The organism is Streptomyces solicamelliae (assembly GCF_045348655.1).
Lineage (GTDB): Bacteria > Actinomycetota > Actinomycetes > Streptomycetales > Streptomycetaceae > Streptomyces > Streptomyces solicamelliae.
The window spans coordinates 3,200,359-3,216,925 of sequence record NZ_CP160404.1 but is presented as its reverse complement, the minus strand read 5'-3'; the positions used below and the strand labels follow the sequence as shown (position 1 = coordinate 3,216,925).

Below are 16,567 nucleotides of genomic sequence, written 5' to 3'. Positions count from 1 at the left end.
CTGTGGTGCATACCCCCGGTGGGTATATTGCAGTGCCGCGGAGTGCCTCCTGGGGGTATGCCTCGGGGTCCGTTTCCCATGATCGTCGGCTCCGTCGTCGCGGCAGCGGTGCAGAGCGCCGTCGTCGAGATCGTCGGACGTGCCGTCCAGGGCGTCGGCGGCGCGCTGATCGCGCCCTCCGTGATGACCCGTGGGCTCGGCGCTCGGCCTGGCCGCGCTGACCGCGCTCGCGATGTCGCAGGGCGCGGACCGGCTCGGGAACCTGCCGGCCCTCACCGACGGCTTCTCCGCCGCGTTCGTGGGAGCGGCGGTGATCGCCGCCGTGGGTGGTGTCGTGACGCTGGTCGTCATGAAGCGCGACAGGGCTGCTGCCGGTGCTGCCGCCACACCAGCCTTCTCCGCCGCGTCGGCGGAGAAGGCTGGTGTGTGAGTGACAGGGGGTGCGTGGCCCCCTGTGCTGGCGGACCCGAAAGGGGCCGCCCTCCCGGAGGGCGGCCCCTTTCGGGTGTCGTCGTCGTGCGCGGGGTGGTGCGTGCTGGTCGACTGGGGTCGTCCGTCGTCCTCCGTCCACTGAGAGCGGTGTTCTCACCATGGCCGTACTCGTCGTCATCGACATCCCCGGCGGAACCAAGGAGCAGTACGAGGCGAACCACTCCCGGATCACCAGCGCGCCCTGGTTCCCGCCCAAGGGTCTCGTCTCCCACGTCGGCGCGCCCAACGACGGCGGGTGGATCATCGTCGACGTCTGGGAGTCCCACGACGACTTCCGCGCCTTCGCCGAACAGGCCCGCCCCATCTTCGCGGACACCGGCACCCCGCCGATGGAGCCGAAGGTCTACGAGGCCCTGAACGTCGTCATTCCCTGAGCGTCGTCATGCCCTGAACTCTCGCGTCCCGGGCGGTGCCGACCAGGCCCGCCTCGTACGCGATGATCACCAGGTGGACCCGGTCGCGGGCGTTTAGCTTCGCCAGCAGCCGGGTCACGTACGTCTTCGCCGTCGCGACGCTGATCACCAGCCGCTCCGCGATCTCCGTGTTCGTCAGGCCGCTGCCGACCAGCGTCAGCACCTCGCGCTCCCGGTCCGTCACCGCGTTCAGCGGGCGGGCCGGTGCGGGGTCCGCCGGGCGGCCCGCGAACTCCTTGATCAGCCGGCGGGTGACGCCCGGTGCGATCAGCGCGTCGCCCGCCGCGACGACGCGGACCGCGGTGAGGATCTCGTCCATCCCCATGTCCTTCACCAGGAAGCCGGACGCGCCGGCGCGCAGCGCCCCGTAGACGTACTCGTCCTCGTCGAAGGTCGTCAGGACGAGGACGCGGGCGGCGGCGTCGGCCGTGGTGATCCGGCGGGTCGCCTCGATGCCGTCCATGCCGGGCATCCGGACGTCCATCACGACCACGTCCGGGCGCTCCGCCGCGGCCAGCCGGACCGCCTCGTCGCCGGTCCCGGCCTCGCCGGCGACCTCCAGGTCCGGCAGCTCCTCGATGACGAGGCGCAGCGCGGTACGGATCAGGGGCTGGTCGTCCACCAGCAGGACGCGGACGGGCTCGCGGGCGCTCACGCTCACACGGTCTCCTCGGGTGCGGGAACAGGCAGTCTGGCGGACACCCGGAAGCCGCCCTCGGGGCGGGGGCCGGCGGCGAACTCCCCGTGCAGCAGGGCGACTCGCTCGCGCATCCCGGCGATGCCGTGCCCGGCGCCGGGGGCGTCGGGCGACCCGCCGCGGCCCTCGTCCGTCACGGTGACGGCCAGGTGCTCCTCGCCGAAGGCGACCCGCACCTCGCAGGACGGGGCCCCGGAGTGCCGTACGACGTTGGTGACGGACTCCTGCACGATGCGGTACGCCGACAGCTCCAGCTCCGGCGGCAGCGCCCGCTGTTCGCCGTCCCGCCGCAGGTCCACCCGTACGCCTGCGGCGGTGGTCGTGGCGGCCAGGCGGTCCAGGTCGGCGAGGGTGGCGGCGGGATTCAACTCGGCTGTGTTCCGGGCGGGTTCGTCCTCTCGCAGGGTGCCCACCATCCGGCGCAGGCCGGACAGCGTCTCGCGGCCCGCCGTCTCCACCGCCAGCATCGCCTCGCGGGCCCTCTCGGGGCGGGTCTCGACGATGCGGGCGGCCGCGCCCGCCTGCAGGGCGACGATGCCGATGGTGTGGGCGACGAGGTCGTGCATCTCCCGGGCGATGCGCAGCCGTTCGGCCGTGACCGCCTGTCGTTCGGCCTGCGCCGTCGCTTGTGCCGTGTGCTCACGCGACTGGCGCGCCGACCGGCCGAGGAGCCAGGCGACCACCGCGACGAGGGCCACCGCCAGCTCCGCGGACATCCCGGCCGGCCAGTGCCTCAGCAGGCGGTAGCCCTGGTGCAGGGCGAGAGTGCCGAGTGCCAGGGTCAGCGCGTGCCTCGCGGTGCGGCGCGGGTGCGCGGCGGCGATCGCGTACAGGGCGAGGTCGACGGTCACGAACTGAGCCATCGGTATCTCGCTCACGCTCAGCTGGGACGTGGCCGTCACCGACCCCAGCAGCATCAGTGCGAGTGCTCTGAGCGGGCGGCGGTGCAGGAGGTAGCAGCCGTACACCGTCAGCGCGGTCGCCAGGCCGAAGAGCACGGGGCCGTCCCAGCGGAACAACTGGGACCCCGCTCGGTACTGCGGCTCGCTCTCGCCGGGCAGGCGCAGCCTTGCCAGGATCGTGAGCGTCAGGCCCACACACCAGACGACTGCCGCCCATTCGCCGGGCGACAGTCGTGTGACCAGGGGGTGGTGGGCTGACGGGGTGGCGGGCATGTGGGTGAGCGTAGGCGGGAGTCGGTGGGTGGTCATCCGGCCTCGGGTGTACATCCGTGGTCGACACCGCCGGCGTGGTCTGTGCCGCGTGCGACGTTCCGGGGGTCGCATTCGGGACCGCATGATTTACGGCGCGCTCGGGTCGCTGGAGTTGGAGCCGTTTCTGCCGCGCCACACAACACGCTTTACGTCCCGAACGCGACCCCCTCCCCGTCCCCCGCTCCCGTTCGTGGTGCGCTACCTGTCCGTGGGCTGGAAGCCGCGGAGGCGGAGGCTGTTGCCGACCACGAAGACCGAGGAGAAGGCCATCGCCGCGCCCGCGATCATCGGGTTGAGCAGCCCGGCCGCGGCCAGGGGGAGGGCGGCCACGTTGTAGGCGAAGGCCCAGAACAGGTTCGAGTGGATGGTGCCGAGGGTCTTGCGCGCGAGGCGGATCGCGTCCGCCGCGGCGCGCAGGTCGCCTCGTACGAGGGTCAGGTCGCCGGCCTCGATGGCGGCGTCGGTGCCGGTGCCCATCGCCAGGCCCAGGTCGGCCTGGGCGAGGGCGGCGGCGTCGTTGACGCCGTCGCCGACCATGGCGACCGAACGGCCCTCGGTCTGCAGCCTCTTGACCACGTCCACCTTGTCCTGCGGCATGACCTCCGCGATCACGGTGTCGATGCCCACCTCGGCGGCCACCGCCTCGGCGACCGTCTTGTTGTCGCCGGTGAGGAGGATGGGGGTGAGGCCGAGGGACTTGAGGCGGCGGATCGCCTCGGGGCTCGTCTCCTTGACCGCGTCCGCGACCTCCAGGACCGCGCGGGGCTCGCCGTCCCAGGCGACCGCGATGGCCGTCCGGCCCTTCTTCTCGGCCTCCTGCTTGGCGGACTTGAGGGGCTCGGGGAGTTCCATCGCCCACTCGGCGAGGAGCTTCTCGCGGCCGACGAGGACGGCGTGGCCCTCGACGATGCCCTGGACGCCGAGTCCGGGGACGTTCGCGAAGTCCTCGGGCGTCGGGAGCGTGCCGAGTTTCGCGGCGGCTCCGGTGGCGACGGCCTGGGCGATCGGGTGCTCGGAGGAGTGCTCCAGGGCGCCGGCCAGGCGCAGGACGTCGGTCTCGGTCACGTTCTCCGCGGAGTGCACCTGCAGCAGGGTCATCCGGCCGGTGGTGACGGTGCCGGTCTTGTCCAGGACGATGGTGTCGACCTTGCGGGTGGTCTCCAGGACCTCCGGGCCCTTGATCAGGATGCCGAGCTGCGCGCCGCGGCCGGTGCCGACCATGAGGGCGGTCGGGGTGGCCAGGCCCAGGGCGCAGGGGCAGGCGATGATCAGGACGGCCACGGCGGCGGTGAACGCGGCGGTCAGGCCCTGCCCGGTGCCGAGCCAGAAGCCGAGGGTGCCGAGGGCGAGGGCGATCACCACGGGGACGAAGACCGCGGAGATCTTGTCGGCCAGGCGCTGGGCGGCCGCCTTGCCGTTCTGCGCGTCCTCGACGAGCCTGGCCATCCGGGCGAGCTGGGTGTCCGCGCCGACCCGGGTGGCCTCGACGACCAGACGGCCGCCCGCGTTCAGGGTGGCGCCGGTGACGGAGTCGCCGACGGTGACCTCGACCGGGACGGACTCGCCGGTGAGCATGGAGGCGTCGACGGCGGAGGAGCCCTCGACGACCGTGCCGTCGGTGGCGATCTTCTCGCCGGGGCGGACCAGGAAGCGGTCCCCGACCTGGAGTTCGGCGGTCGGGACGGTGAGCTCCTGGCCTCCCCCGAACTCTCCGCTTCGCTCGAGCAGGGGGGACCCCCGTCGCAGGACGGTGACCTCCTTCGCGCCCAGCTGCATCAGCGCCCTGAGGGCGGCGCCCGCCTTGCGCTTGGAGCGGGCCTCGAAGTAGCGGCCCGCCAGGATGAAGGCGGTGACGCCGGCCGCGGCCTCCAGGTAGATGTTCCCGGCGCCGTCGGTGCGGGCGATCGTGAACTCGAAGGGGTGCGTCATGCCGGGTGTGCCGGCGGTGCCGAAGAACAGCGCCCACAGCGACCACGCGAACGCGGCGATCGTGCCGACCGAGATCAGCGTGTCCATCGTGGCCGCGCCGTGCCGCGCGTTGGTCCAGGCGGCCTTGTGGAACGGCCAGGCGGCGTAGACGACCACCGGAGCGGCGAGGGTGAGGCTGAGCCACTGCCAGTACGAGAACTGGAGTGCCGGGATCATCGCCATCGCGATCACCGGGACGGCGAGCGCGACGGCGGTGATCAGGCGCTGCTTCAGGGGCCGGAGTTCGGCGTCGGCCTTCTCCTCGTCGGAGGGGCCGTCCGCGGCACCCGAGGTCTCGCTCTTCGGCGGCTCCGGCTCCTGGGCGGTGTAGCCGGTGGCCTCGACGGTGGCGATGAGGTCGGCGACGGAGACGTCGGCGTCGAAGACGACCTTCGCCTTCTCCGTCGCGTAGTTGACGGTGGCCTCGACCCCGTCCATGCGGTTGAGCTTCTTCTCGATGCGCGCGGCGCAGGAGGCGCAGGTCATGCCGCCGATGGCGAGCTCGACCTGGGCGGCGCCGGATGTCGTGGTGGTCATGAGTGCTGCTCCTCGTGGACGGATGCGTCGGGTCGGGGTGCGTCGGTTCAGGCGCGGCCGGTGAGCTCGTAGCCCGCGTCGTCGATCGCCGCGGCGATCCCCGCCTCGTCGGGCTCGCCGGTGGTGGTGACGGTGACCAGACCGCCGGCGATGTCGACCTCGACGGCGAGCACGTCGTCGAGCGCCGTGACCGCGCTGGTGATCGCGGTCCGGCAGTGGCCGCAGCTCATGCCGGAGACGCGGTAGGTGGTGAGGGTGCTCTCGGTGACGGACATGGCGGCCTCTTTCGGTGTGGGATACCCTTGGGGGGTATCGGCTCGGGTTCATGTATACCCCCCTCCCGTACTTCGCGCAAGCGCCTCGGCCCGCTTGACTTGATACCCCCCAGGGGTATGGTGAGGTGCAGGGAAAGGGCATGCGCAGTCATCAGGATGGGAGAGCCGCCATGTACACCGGAGTGAAGATCACCGCTTTCGCCGCCGCCCTGGCCGCGACGTTCGGGACCGCGTACGGGGTCGGCGCGGCCGTCGGTCCCGTGGACGGGCCGAAGAAGGCGGCGGAGCGCGCGCAGGCCGGCGACGGTCATGGGGGGCATGAGGGGGCCGCCGCCGCCGAGCCGGGGGCCGCCGATCCTGCCGCGGGCGGGCTCCAGGTCTCCGAGGGCGGTTACACGCTCGCGCTCGAGACGCCGAAGCCGGCGCAGGGGAAGAGCGTGCTGAAGTTCTCGGTCAAGGACGCGGCCGGGAAGAAGGTCACCGCGTACAAGACGGAGCACGACAAGGAGATGCACTTCATCGTCGCCTCGCGCGACCTGACGGTCTTCCGGCACCTGCACCCGGTGCGGGCGGCGGACGGCACGTGGTCGACGCCGGTGGATCTGCCGGCGGCGGGTGCGTACAAGGCGTTCGCGGACTTCGTGCCGGCGGCGAAGGGCGCGAAGCCGGTCACGCTCGGCGTGGACGTCTCGGTCCCGGGCGCGTACGCCCCGCAGCCGCTGCCGGCCGTCGCGCCGACGGCCACGGTGGACGGGTACCAGGTGCGGCTGGGCGGCACGCTGGACCCGGGGAAGGCGGGCGAGTTGAAGCTCACCGTCTCGAAGGCCGGCCGGCCGGTGACGGACCTGGAGCCGTACCTGGGGGCGTACGGGCATCTGGTCGCGCTGCGGGAGGGCGACCTCGCGTACCTGCACGTCCACCCGAACGAGGGCGGGCCCGGCCCGGACGTCTCGTTCACCGCGACGGCGCCGAGTGCGGGGGCGTACCGGCTCTTCCTGGACTTCCGGCACGAGGGGAAGGTGCGGACGGCGGCGTTCACCGTGTACGCGGGTGGGCAGGGTGGTGCGCACGATGCGTCCGCGCACTCCCACGGCTAGTCTGGTCCCGAACATTGGACTAGACCTGTAGCCGCAACCTGGGAGGATCGGGCTCGATGAGCGACCGTGCAGTGCTGGAGGTGATCGCCCTCGACGAGGAGGACGCGGTCGCGGCCCAGGCCGGCGGGGCGGACCGCCTCGAACTGGTCACCGACATGGCGGCGGACGGGCTGACCCCCTCCAAGGAGCGCTTCGCGGCCATCCGCGCGGCGGTGGACATCCCGCTGCGGGTGATGCTCCGGCTCGAGGACGGCTTCGCCGCGGGTGACGTGGACGCGCTGGTGGGGCGGGCGGAGTCGCTGCGGGAGGCGGGGGCGGAGGAGTTCGTCCTCGGCTTCCTGACGGCGGACGGTCAGCCGGATCTGGTGGCGGTGGAGCGGCTGCTCGCGGTGATCGACGGCTGCCGGTGGACGTTCCACCGGGCGATCGACCGCTGCGCGGACCGGGACGGGCTGCGGAAGCTGCTGGCGGATCTGCCGGGCCTCGACACGTACCTGACGGCCGGGGCGGCGACGGGGGTGGACGACGGGCTGCGGGTGCTGGCGGAGGAGGCGGGCCGGGTGGGGGAGCCGGGCTACGAGCCGGAGATCCTGGTGGGCGGCGGATTGCGGCTCGACCACCTGCCGGCGTTGCGCGCGGCGGGCCTTGCCGCGTTCCACATCGGCGGCGCGGCGCGTCCTCATGGGTGGACGGCGCCGGTCTCGGCGAAGGCCGTCGCGGAGTGGCGGCGCGCGGTGGAGGGGTTCTAGCCCCCCACCCCTTCCCGCAGTATCGATCAGCGGCTCCGCCGCGGGCCTGCCGGGGGCGGGGCCTCCGCCTGCGGGTCCACTGTGGCCGCTCGTGCAGTTCCCCGCGCCCCGAAGGGGCGGGGATCCGGCCGGACACGCCCGCCCCGTCAGGGCGCGGGGAACTGCGCGAGCGACGCCCCCGGCCCCCGGGCCGGGCCCTACGCCAGCTGCGTCGGCAGATCCGTGCCGTGGACGACCGTCAGGCCCGAGACCGCTCGGGTCAGGGCGACGTACAGGCGGCGGAGGCCCGTGCGTTCGTCGGGTTCGCCGTCGACGATCGCCGAGGGCTCGTCCAGGACCACGTAGTCGTACTCCAGGCCCTTCGCCAGCGACGCCGGGACCAGCGTCAGACGGGACTCCGCCGTCGTCTCCTCGCCGGGGGACAGGTACGCCAGGCCCGCCGCCCCCAGCGCCTCCGCCAGCGGCGCGATCCGCGCGTCCGCGGCGATCAGGCCGATGGATCCCTCCTGGGTGAGGGACGTGACGCAGGCCGCCACCACGTCCTCGGTGAGGGCCGACGACTGTGTGATCGTCAGCGACCCCGGCGCCTCTCGGACCGAGGACACCTCCGACAGGCCCGGGGACATGTGCGGGAGCAGTCGGGAGGCGTACGCGATGACCTCCTTCGGGACGCGGAAGCCCGCCGTCAGCTCCTCCACGACCGCGTCCGGCTTCCCCAGGTGCCCCAGCGCCTGGGCCCAGCTCTCCGTGGCCCACGGCGTGGTGCCCTGCGCCAGGTCGCCCAGGACCGTCGCCGAGCCTGTCGTGCAGCGCCGGCCCACCGCGCGGTACTGCATCGGCGACAGGTCCTGCGCCTCGTCCAGGACCACGTGGCCGAGCGAGTGCGTCCGCTCCACCAGGTCCTTCGCCTCGTCGATCAGCACCGCGTCCGCCGCCGACCACTTCGCCGACTTCACGCTCCGGTACGGCTTCGCCCAGAGCAGCAGCTTCTGCTCGTCCTCCGTGAGGACCCCCGCCGCGTGCTCCGCCAGGAAGTCGGGGTCGCCGAGGAGCCGGAGGACCAGCTTCGCCGGGTCCACCGGCGGCCAGCACGCCTTCACCGCCGCCTTCACCGCCGCGTTGCGCGCCACCGCGTCCTGCACCCGGTCGTCCGGCGCCTCGCCCGCCTGCTCCATCCGGACCAGGACCGTGTGCGCGATGCGCTGCGGCAGGGCGTCGCGGGCCGCGCCGTACCGGATGTCCCGGTTCAGCAACTCCCGGACGATCTCCTCCAGTTCGTACGCCGGCACCCGCCACCGCCGCGAGCCGCGGACCACCATCAGCGGCTCCGTCGGCAGCGTCACGTGCGAGCGGAGGGCGCGCCGCAGGACCTCCGCCATGCGCGCGTCGCCCTTCACCACGGCCGTCGCCGCCGCGTCCTCGCCCCGCACCTCGACATGCGCGACCAGGTCGTCCACGGTCGCCTGCTGGACCTCCAGCTCGCCCAGGGCGGGCAGCACCTGCTCGATGTAGTGGAGGAAGGAGCGGTTCGGGCCGATGACCAGCGTGCCCGTGCGGGCCAGACGTTCCCGGTGCGCGTAGAGCAGGTACGCGACGCGGTGCAGGCCCACCGCCGTCTTTCCGGTTCCCGGGCCTCCCTGTACGCACACCGTGCCGGACAGGTCGGAGCGGACGATCTCGTCCTGCTCGGGCTGGATCGTCGCGACGATGTCGCGCATGGGGCCGACGCGGGGCCGTTCGATCTCCGCCTGGAGCAGCTTCGAGACCGTCTCGGCCTCCGCCGGGTCGGTGAGGTGCTCGTCCTCGTACGCGGTGAGGTCGCCGCCGGTGTAGCCGAAGCGGCGGCGCAGCCCCACGTCCTGCGGGTCCTTCCTGGACGCCCGGTAGAACGGCTGCGAGACCGGCGCGCGCCAGTCGATCACCATCGGGTCGCCGGCGGCGTCGTGGACGTGCCGGCGGCCGATGTAGAAGCGCTGGCCGTGCTGGGTGGTGGGCAGGTAGTCGAGCCGGCCGAAGAACAGCGGGGTGTGCGCGAGGTCGGCGAGCGCCTTGATCCGGTCCTCGATCTGCCGTTGCAGGACGAGGGAGTTGACCCAGTTCGCGGTGACGTCCGTGATGTCGAGCGACTCCGCTTCCTCGCGCATCGCGCGCAGCGCGGAACGGGAGGCGGAGAGATGGGCGCGCTCGCGGGCGAGCGGGTCGGCCGGGTCGGTGGTGGACTCGGGCACGGACACGGGCACGGACACGGTGGAAGCCTCCGGGCGGATACGTACGCGGACACGACGAGGTGGCCGCCGGTTTCCGACCGGACGGAAACCGGGCAGCCGCCCGAAGGGCGTCCGTTGAGGGTGGCGGTGGGAGACGGGCGGGCACTCCGGTGAGGGAGGCGGGAAGCGGACGAGTGTAGCCCCCGCAGTGTCGTGGAGGCGAACGGTTTACGACCCGTAGGGGACGGGGTCCGCCCCGCGTCGTAGGGGGCGGGGGAGGGGGTTCCGACCGCAGGGCGATGTGCTCGGTATGTCCGGAAACCATGATGGAGACATGACCGCCGCGACCTTCACCCCAGTCCCGTCCGTTCCTCGCTCCCACCGCCTCGGCCTGGCCCTGCGCGCGGTGCTGGCCTACGGCGGCGCGGCCGTCGAGGTCGTCCTGTTCGGCGTGTACGACGTACGGGCCGGGGTGCGGGAGCCCCGGCCTGAGTACGTGGGGACGCGGGACTGAGTACGTCCGCGCATGCCCGGGCCCGGCCCGGCTGATGTGATCGGTGCATGACGACGACCGCGCAGACCGCCGAGACGCCCGAGCCCGCCGAAGCCACGCGGACCGCCGCGACCACGTGGACCGCCGAGCCCGCCCACGACGGGCCCACCCCCACCGCGCCCTCGTCCCGCAACCTGCGCTGGCTCGCGCTCGCCGGTCTGCTCGCGCTGTTCGTCTCCCTGGTCCTGACCGCCGTCGCCGTGCTGAACGACGCGATCAACGGCGACGGCTCCGGCGGCCCGCTGGCGAGTGCCGCGTTCTGGGCGCTCGGGCTCGGGACCACGGCGGGCGTGGTCGCCGCCGCGGCGCCGCGGGTGGCGCTCCCGCACCGCGCGCGCACCGGCGTCGTGATCGCCGAGTACGCGCTGGCGGTGCTCGCCCCGGTGCTCGCGCTCCTCGACTAGCCGGCCTGTTCGTCCCCGGCGAGCAGCTCGTCCGCGTCCACGATCCGGTACGCGTACCCCTGCTCCGCCAGGAAGCGCTGGCGGTGGGCCGCGAAGTCCTGGTCGACGGTGTCGCGGGCGACGACCGAGTAGAAGTGCGCCTGGTGCCCGTCGGCCTTCGGCCGCAGCACCCGGCCGAGTCGCTGCGCCTCCTCCTGCCGGGAGCCGAAGGTGCCGGAGACCTGGATGGCGACGGTCGCCTCGGGCAGGTCGATGGAGAAGTTGGCGACCTTCGACACCACCAGGACGCTGATCTCGCCGTTCCGGAACGCGTCGAAGAGCTTCTCGCGCTGGGCGTTGGAGGTCTCGCCCTTGATGACCGGCGCGTCCAGGTGTTCGCCGAGCTCGTCGAGCTGGTCGATGTACTGGCCGATGACGAGGATCTGCTGTCCGGCGAACTTCTTCACCAGCGCCTCGGTCACCTTCCGCTTGGTGTCCGTGGTGGCGCAGTAGCGGTACTTCTCCTCCGTCTCGGCGGTCGCGTAGGCGAGCCGCTCGGAGTCGGTGAGGTTGACCCGGACCTCGACGCAGTCGGCGGGCGCGATGTAGCCCTGCGCCTCGATCTCCTTCCACGGCGCGTCGAAGCGCTTGGGGCCGATGAGCGAGAAGACGTCGGACTCGCGGCCGTCCTCGCGGACCAGGGTCGCGGTCAGGCCGAGGCGGCGGCGGGCCTGGAGGTCGGCGGTGAACTTGAAGACCGGCGCGGGCAGCAGGTGCACCTCGTCGTAGACGATCAGGCCCCAGTCGCGGGAGTCGAAGAGCTCCAGGTGGGGGTAGATCCCCTTCCGCTTGGTCGTCAGCACCTGGTAGGTGGCGATGGTGACCGGGCGGATCTCCTTGCGGGTGCCGGAGTACTCGCCGATCTCGTCCTCGGTGAGCGAGGTCCGCTTGACCAGCTCGGCCTTCCACTGGCGGGCCGAGACGGTGTTGGTGACGAGGATCAGCGTCGTCGCCTTGGCCTGGGCCATCGCGCCCGCGCCGACGAGCGTCTTGCCGGCGCCGCAGGGCAGGACGACGACGCCGGAGCCGCCGTGCCAGAAGCCCTCGACGGCCTGCCGCTGGTAGGGGCGCAGGGCCCAGCCGTCCTCGGCGAGGTCGATGCGGTGGGCCTCGCCGTCGACGTACCCGGCGTGGTCCTCGGCGGGCCAGCCCAGCTTCAGCAGGGTCTGCTTGATCTGCCCGCGCTCGGAGGGGTGCACGGCCACGGTGTCCTGGTCGATCCGCGCCCCGACCAGCGGCGCGACCTTCTTCGACCGGAGCACCTCCTCCAGGACGGGCCGGTCGGTGGTGGTCAGCACGAGGCCGTGCGTGGGGTGCTTGCTGAGGGTGAGCCGCCCGTACCGCGCCATGGTCTCGGCGACGTCGACGAGCAGCGCGTGCGGCACGGGGTAGCGCGAGTACTCGACGAGGGCGTCGACGACCTGCTCGGCGTCGTGCCCGGCGGCCCGCGCGTTCCACAGCCCGAGCGGGGTGATCCGGTACGTGTGGATGTGCTCCGGAGCGCGCTCCAGCTCGGCGAACGGCGCGATGGCCCGCCGGCAGGCGTCGGCGAGCTCGTGGTCGACCTCCAGCAGGAGTGTCTTGTCGCTCTGGACGATGAGTGGACCGTTCACGTACGTGCTTCCCTTCCGCGCGGCCAAACATCCAGTCTGCACGATTCGCGGCCGATGTCGGAGGGGCCTGCCAGACTGCAGGCGACGGGTTCCACATGAGGGAGGTGGCGAGATGAGCGTCGCGCACGATCCGCACTACGGGCCCTGGACGGTAGAGCAGGTCCTGGCTCTGGGGGAGGACCGAGGTCAGCGTAGGGAGCTGATGGGGGAAGCGCTCATGGTGTCACCGGCTCCGGGGACGAAGCACCAGCGGGCGTCGCTCCGGCTGGCGTCGTTGCTGGATCGCACGATCCAGGCTGCCGGCCTCCAGGCCGAGGTCCTGGAGGCGGTGCATCTGATCCTGCCCGACGGGCTCTTCATCCCGGACATCGTCGTCGTCGAGGCCGCCGCCGCGGCCAAGGACCCGATCACCTACGACGCCGACGACGTCCTGCTCGTGGTCGAGATCGTCTCCCCCTCGTCCTCCGGCCGCCGCACGGACCGGCTGCTCAAGCCGCCGTACTACGCGGAGGCGGGCATCGAGCACCTGTGGCGGCTGGAGCTGGAGCCCGAGCCGGCCCTGATCGTCACCGGGCTGGTGGACGGGCGCTACGTGGACCGGGTGGTGGCCGAGGCCGGGCGCGCCACGCTGATCGAGGAGCCCTTCGCCGTCGAGGTCGACCCCGGTGCGCTCGTGAGCCCGCGGCGCGGGTAGGAGACGGCGCCGGGCAGGGCGAGCCGTCCCCCTACCCCGCCGTCGTTCTGACCAGCGCGTTGTTCGCTATCGAGTTGTGGACGGTGAAGCTGACCGCGTCCGGGCGGTAGCGGTCGTCGGACCATTCGACCGGGCGGCCGTCGTGGGTGGTCGTCACGCGGCGGACGCGGAGCAGGGGGCTGGTGCGGCGCAGGCCGAGGAGGTCGGCGTCGCGGGCGCCGGCGGCGACGGCGTCGATGACGTGCTCGCCGTGCGCGAAGACCAGGCCGGTGTCCTCGTACAGGCGCTGGGTGACCGAGGCGCAGTCGGAGGAGATCGCCTCGACGGTGGGGGAGATCCAGTCGGCGTAGACGGTGCGCTCGATCAGGACCGGCTCGCCGTCCAGGCCGCGCACGCGCAGGACGTTCAGCAGGGGTGCCCCCTGGGCCAGGTGCAGCCGCGTGGCGTCCTCCGCGGTGGCCGGGCGGTACTCCTGGTGGACGACGTGTCCGGTGGCGGTGCGGCCCATCGCCTGGGCCCACTGGGCGAAGCTGCGCAGTTCGCCGAAGCTTTGGCTGCGGTGGTCGGCCAGGACGACCCGGCGGGCGCCCTGGCGGGAGCCGATCAGGCCCTCCGCGGTGAGCGCGGCGACGGCCTGCCGGACGGTGCCGCGGGAGACCCCGTACTGCGTCGCGAGTTCCGTCTCGGCGGGCAGCCGGGTGCCGACCGGGTACTCCTCGCGCTGGATCGCCCGCCGCAGTTCCTCGGCGATCTGCTCGTGTCTCGCGGCCATGGGCTCCCCCGTGAGAGTGGACAGCTGTGCACAGTTGTGTGCTGCGCCTCAGCGTAATCGAGGTCGCGGTCGGCCGGAAAAAATCGCCACTGTGCAAAAAACAGCGGGGATCCGTTCCCATCGGGTTCACCTGTGTGTCACCATCGCCGGGCGTACTGAGGCCGACTTGTTCAGACAAGTTGTCCCCGTCGACGCTCCCCCTGGAGAAGCCGTGCCCGTCCCCGCGTCCCCGCTGAGAACCGCCGCCGGCGGCTCGCTCGCCCTTCTCGCCACCGAGGCGCAGGCCGACCAGGCCAAGACCACCCTGTCGCAGGGCTGGGGTAAGGCCCTCTCCGGATGACCTTCCCCTCCTCCGCCCGTCCCGCCCCGGCGGTGACGGCCCCCACGCGGAGGGCGGCCCAGGCGCCCGCCGCTTCCCCGGTCACGCCGGGGAGGCGGCGGCGCCGCACCCCGCCCGGCTCGCCGTCGTCTCGCTGCTCGCGGTCACCGGGCTCGCCTTCGGAGTCCCCGCCCTGGCCATGCCGTCCGGCGCGTTCACCGTCAAGGACCCGGTCAACGGCGCCACTTCGTACGGCCTGGACGACCTGCCTGGCCGGCCGCTACGCCCCCCGGCTGTCCGGCCAGCAGCAGCGCGTCGCGCTCGCCCGCGCTCTCGCCCTGCGCCCGCGCGTCCTGCTGCTCGACGAGCCGCTGTCCGCGCTCGACGCCAAGGTGCGGCTCACGCTGCGCGAGGAGATCCGCCGCATCCAGCAGGAACTCGGCATCACCACCCTGTTCGTGACACACGATCAGGAGGAGGCGCTGTCCATGGCGGACCGTGTCGCGGTGATGCACGGCGGGCGGCTCGAGCAGATCGCCCCGCCCGCGGAGCTGTACGGTCGGCCCGCGACCGCTTTCGTCGCCGAGTTCGTCGGCACGATGAGCCGGATCCCCGGGGACCTCGACGGCAGCACCGTCGAGGTCCTCGGCCGCCGGCTGCCCGTCGACGGCGAACCGCCGGCCGCGGGACCGGTCGACGTGCTCGTCCGCCCCGAGGACCTGACGGTCTCGGGCGACGCGTCCGGTACCGCCCTGGTCACGGCCGCCTCGTTCCTCGGCGCGGTCGTGCGGCTCACCGTACGGCTCGGCGACGGCACCGGGATCAAGGCCGACCTGCCCGCCCACGAGGCCCGCGCGCTCGCCGTCGGCGACGCCGTGACCGTCACCCCCCGCGAGCAGCCCGTCCTGGTGGCCGCGCGCGCGGCCGCGTGACGCGGTACGCCTTACCGACGCACGTACGCGTCCCCGACGCCGTACGCCTTCCCACGGAAAGAGAAGAAGACAACGTGACGCCGACCGCACCGCCCCGCCGGACCGCCCTCCAGGCCGTCCTGTTCGACATGGACGGCACCCTCGTCGACACCGAGGGCCTGTGGTGGGAAGCGGTGGAGCAGGTCGCGGGACGCCCGCTGACCGAGGCCGACCGGCCGGACGTGCTCGGCCGGCCCGTCGAGCACACCGCGCAGTGGCTGGCCGACGACGGCCGGGGATCCGCCGACGAGCTCGCCGCCCTGCTGCACCGGGAGTTCGCCGACCGCGTCCGGGCCGGGGTGGTGCCCCGGCCCGGCGCGCTCGCCCTGCTCTCCTCGCTGGCCCGCGACGGCGTCCCCACCGCCCTGGTCACCGCCTCGCCGCGGGCCGTCGCCGACACCGTGCTCGCCGCCCTCGGCGCGCTCGGCGCCCCCGCGTTCGCGGTCTCGGTCACCGCCGACGACACCGAGCGCACCAAGCCCGAGCCCGACCCGTACCTGGCCGCCTGCCGCGCCCTCGACGTCGACCCGGCCCGCTGCGTCGCCGTCGAGGACACCCCCACCGGCGTCGGCTCCGCCGAGGCCGCCGGCTGCCCGGTGCTCGCCGTCCCGTCCCTCGCGCCGATCGACGCCGCGCCCGGCCGGACCGTGCTCGGCAGCCTCACCGAGGTCACCCCGGACCGGCTGCGGGCCATGACCGCGGACGGCCCCCGGCTGAAGGTCATGAGCTGGAACCTGTGGCTCGGCGGCGGCATGGTCGACGACGGCCGCGCCAAGCAGGTCCGGGCGATCCGCGCCTCCGGCGCCGACGTCGTGGGCCTGCAGGAGGCCGGCCCGCAGACCACCGACGAGCTGGCGCAGGAGCTCGGCTGGCACGGGCACCACGTGGGCGACAACCTCGGCGTCGTCAGCCGCCACCCGATCGTCGCCCGCCTCGGCGACCCGGACGTCGGCTTCTACGGCGCGACCGGCGTGCGGATCCGTACGGACGAGGGCCACGAGGTCGACCTCTGGACCGCGCACCTGCACTACGACCCGTACGGGCCGTACGAGGCCGACTTCGACGGGCTGCCCGCCGAGGAGCTGGTCGCCCACGAGGACGTACGGCTCGGGCAGATGCGGGACACGCTGGAGCGGATCGCCGCGGAGGGCGGCGACACGCGGCCGGTGGTGCTCGTCGGCGACTTCAACGCGCCCTCGCACCTGGACCGGACCGACGTGCCGTGGCCGGTGACGCTGGCCGCGGAGGCCGCCGGGCTGCGCGACTCGTACCGCGAGATGCACCCCGACCCGCGGCGCGAGCCCGGCCACACCTGGTCGCCGATCCACGTCATGCACCCCGACGAGGGCTCCGGCAGCGGCCGCCCCGAACCGCAGGACCGCATCGACTACGTCCTGCACAACGGCCGTGGCCTGCAGGTCCTCGACTCCCGCACGCTCGTCACGGGTACGCCGAACCCGTGGCCGGAGGTCGCGGCCAACGCGTGGCCGTCGGACCACGCGGCGGTGCTGACGACGTTCGTACTGGGCTGATCCCCGGTACGACGCTCGTAC

General features: G+C 73.1%; 17 protein-coding genes. 10 read left to right on the top strand and 7 right to left on the bottom strand.

Going from position 1 to position 16,567, the window contains the following annotated elements:
- Window positions 1-190 precede the first annotated feature (190 nt).
- Window positions 191-430, top strand: a complete 240-nt coding sequence (locus tag ABZO31_RS14775) for a hypothetical protein (RefSeq protein ID WP_406861674.1) — start codon at window positions 191-193, stop codon at window positions 428-430.
- Window positions 431-590: 160 nt separating this feature from the next.
- A complete protein-coding gene (locus tag ABZO31_RS14770; RefSeq protein ID WP_406861673.1) occupies window positions 591-866 on the top strand; it encodes a hypothetical protein in 276 nt (91 codons plus the stop codon).
- Here the strand turns inward: ABZO31_RS14770 and ABZO31_RS14765 are convergent.
- The 4 genes from ABZO31_RS14765 to ABZO31_RS14750 all read right to left on the bottom strand — a co-directional run bounded on the left by ABZO31_RS14765 (window position 856) and on the right by ABZO31_RS14750 (window position 5,596).
- Window positions 856-1,566 carry a response regulator gene (locus tag ABZO31_RS14765; RefSeq protein WP_406861672.1) on the bottom strand — a complete coding sequence of 237 codons (711 nt, stop codon included), beginning with the start codon at window positions 1,564-1,566 and terminating at the stop codon, window positions 856-858. The genes ABZO31_RS14770 and ABZO31_RS14765 overlap by 11 nt on opposite strands.
- Window positions 1,563-2,777 carry a sensor histidine kinase gene (locus ABZO31_RS14760; RefSeq protein WP_406861671.1) on the bottom strand — a complete coding sequence of 405 codons (1,215 nt, stop codon included), beginning with the start codon at window positions 2,775-2,777 and terminating at the stop codon, window positions 1,563-1,565. Before ABZO31_RS14760 ends, ABZO31_RS14765 begins: the two co-directional genes overlap by 4 nt.
- 237 nt (window positions 2,778-3,014) lie before the next feature.
- Window positions 3,015-5,321: a heavy metal translocating P-type ATPase gene (locus ABZO31_RS14755; protein ID WP_406861669.1), complete on the bottom strand. Its 2,307-nt coding sequence runs from the start codon at window positions 5,319-5,321 to the stop codon at window positions 3,015-3,017.
- A gap of 47 nt (window positions 5,322-5,368) precedes the next feature.
- The gene (locus tag ABZO31_RS14750; protein ID WP_406861668.1) at window positions 5,369-5,596 is read right to left on the bottom strand and encodes a cation transporter; all 228 of its coding nucleotides are present in this window, start codon (window positions 5,594-5,596) and stop codon (window positions 5,369-5,371) included.
- A gap of 170 nt (window positions 5,597-5,766) precedes the next feature.
- On the opposite strand from ABZO31_RS14750, the gene ABZO31_RS14745 reads away from it, so the two are divergent.
- Window positions 5,767-6,693, top strand: coding sequence for a hypothetical protein (locus tag ABZO31_RS14745; RefSeq protein ID WP_406861667.1), 927 nt, complete (start codon window positions 5,767-5,769; stop codon window positions 6,691-6,693).
- A 56-nt stretch (window positions 6,694-6,749) separates the two neighbouring features.
- On the top strand, window positions 6,750-7,442 hold the full coding sequence (locus ABZO31_RS14740; protein WP_406861666.1) for a copper homeostasis protein CutC: 693 nt from the start codon (window positions 6,750-6,752) through the stop codon (window positions 7,440-7,442).
- Window positions 7,443-7,639: 197 nt separating this feature from the next.
- Here the strand turns inward: ABZO31_RS14740 and ABZO31_RS14735 are convergent, their stop codons facing one another.
- Window positions 7,640-9,586: a HelD family protein gene (locus ABZO31_RS14735; protein WP_406865358.1), complete on the bottom strand. Its 1,947-nt coding sequence runs from the start codon at window positions 9,584-9,586 to the stop codon at window positions 7,640-7,642.
- Window positions 9,587-9,983: 397 nt separating this feature from the next.
- On the opposite strand from ABZO31_RS14735, the gene ABZO31_RS14730 reads away from it, so the two are divergent.
- Window positions 9,984-10,163, top strand: a complete 180-nt coding sequence (locus tag ABZO31_RS14730) for a hypothetical protein (RefSeq protein ID WP_406861665.1) — start codon at window positions 9,984-9,986, stop codon at window positions 10,161-10,163.
- Between the two features lie 47 nt (window positions 10,164-10,210).
- On the top strand, window positions 10,211-10,606 hold the full coding sequence (locus ABZO31_RS14725; RefSeq protein ID WP_406861664.1) for a hypothetical protein: 396 nt from the start codon (window positions 10,211-10,213) through the stop codon (window positions 10,604-10,606).
- Here the strand turns inward: ABZO31_RS14725 and ABZO31_RS14720 are convergent.
- A complete protein-coding gene (locus tag ABZO31_RS14720) occupies window positions 10,603-12,258 on the bottom strand; it encodes a DNA repair helicase XPB (RefSeq protein WP_406861663.1) in 1,656 nt (551 codons plus the stop codon). The genes ABZO31_RS14725 and ABZO31_RS14720 overlap by 4 nt on opposite strands.
- A gap of 112 nt (window positions 12,259-12,370) precedes the next feature.
- On the opposite strand from ABZO31_RS14720, the gene ABZO31_RS14715 reads away from it, so the two are divergent.
- Window positions 12,371-12,952, top strand: a complete 582-nt coding sequence (locus ABZO31_RS14715) for a Uma2 family endonuclease (RefSeq protein WP_406861662.1) — start codon at window positions 12,371-12,373, stop codon at window positions 12,950-12,952.
- 31 nt (window positions 12,953-12,983) lie between these two features.
- Here the strand turns inward: ABZO31_RS14715 and ABZO31_RS14710 are convergent, their stop codons facing one another.
- Window positions 12,984-13,724 carry a GntR family transcriptional regulator gene (locus tag ABZO31_RS14710; RefSeq protein WP_406861661.1) on the bottom strand — a complete coding sequence of 247 codons (741 nt, stop codon included), beginning with the start codon at window positions 13,722-13,724 and terminating at the stop codon, window positions 12,984-12,986.
- 211 nt (window positions 13,725-13,935) lie between these two features.
- Here ABZO31_RS14710 and ABZO31_RS14705 point away from each other — a divergent pair, with 211 nt between their 5' ends.
- The 3 genes from ABZO31_RS14705 (at window position 13,936) to ABZO31_RS14695 (ending at window position 16,546) form a co-directional block, all read left to right on the top strand.
- Complete coding sequence (locus tag ABZO31_RS14705) at window positions 13,936-14,064, top strand: hypothetical protein (protein WP_406861660.1); 129 nt, start codon at window positions 13,936-13,938, stop codon at window positions 14,062-14,064.
- Window positions 14,061-14,975 carry an ABC transporter ATP-binding protein gene (locus tag ABZO31_RS14700; protein ID WP_406861659.1) on the top strand — a complete coding sequence of 305 codons (915 nt, stop codon included), beginning with the start codon at window positions 14,061-14,063 and terminating at the stop codon, window positions 14,973-14,975. Before ABZO31_RS14705 ends, ABZO31_RS14700 begins: the two co-directional genes overlap by 4 nt.
- A 74-nt stretch (window positions 14,976-15,049) precedes the next feature.
- A complete protein-coding gene (locus ABZO31_RS14695) occupies window positions 15,050-16,546 on the top strand; it encodes an HAD-IA family hydrolase (protein WP_406861658.1) in 1,497 nt (498 codons plus the stop codon).
- Window positions 16,547-16,567 lie beyond the last annotated feature (21 nt).

Excerpts from the sequence above, each read along its gene's own strand:
- ABZO31_RS14770 (WP_406861673.1), top strand. The coding sequence starts at position 591 with ATGGCCGTACTCGTCGTCATCGACATCCCCGGCGGAACCAAGGAGCAG.
- ABZO31_RS14760 (WP_406861671.1), bottom strand. The coding sequence starts at position 2,777 with ATGCCCGCCACCCCGTCAGCCCACCACCCCCTGGTCACACGACTGTCG.
- ABZO31_RS14755 (WP_406861669.1), bottom strand. The coding sequence starts at position 5,321 with ATGACCACCACGACATCCGGCGCCGCCCAGGTCGAGCTCGCCATCGGC.
- ABZO31_RS14750 (WP_406861668.1), bottom strand. The coding sequence starts at position 5,596 with ATGTCCGTCACCGAGAGCACCCTCACCACCTACCGCGTCTCCGGCATG.
- ABZO31_RS14745 (WP_406861667.1), top strand. The coding sequence starts at position 5,767 with ATGTACACCGGAGTGAAGATCACCGCTTTCGCCGCCGCCCTGGCCGCG.
- ABZO31_RS14740 (WP_406861666.1), top strand. The coding sequence starts at position 6,750 with ATGAGCGACCGTGCAGTGCTGGAGGTGATCGCCCTCGACGAGGAGGAC.
- ABZO31_RS14735 (WP_406865358.1), bottom strand. The coding sequence starts at position 9,586 with ATGCGCGAGGAAGCGGAGTCGCTCGACATCACGGACGTCACCGCGAAC.
- ABZO31_RS14730 (WP_406861665.1), top strand. The coding sequence starts at position 9,984 with ATGACCGCCGCGACCTTCACCCCAGTCCCGTCCGTTCCTCGCTCCCAC.
- ABZO31_RS14725 (WP_406861664.1), top strand. The coding sequence starts at position 10,211 with ATGACGACGACCGCGCAGACCGCCGAGACGCCCGAGCCCGCCGAAGCC.
- ABZO31_RS14715 (WP_406861662.1), top strand. The coding sequence starts at position 12,371 with ATGAGCGTCGCGCACGATCCGCACTACGGGCCCTGGACGGTAGAGCAG.
- ABZO31_RS14710 (WP_406861661.1), bottom strand. The coding sequence starts at position 13,724 with ATGGCCGCGAGACACGAGCAGATCGCCGAGGAACTGCGGCGGGCGATC.
- ABZO31_RS14700 (WP_406861659.1), top strand. The coding sequence starts at position 14,061 with ATGACCTTCCCCTCCTCCGCCCGTCCCGCCCCGGCGGTGACGGCCCCC.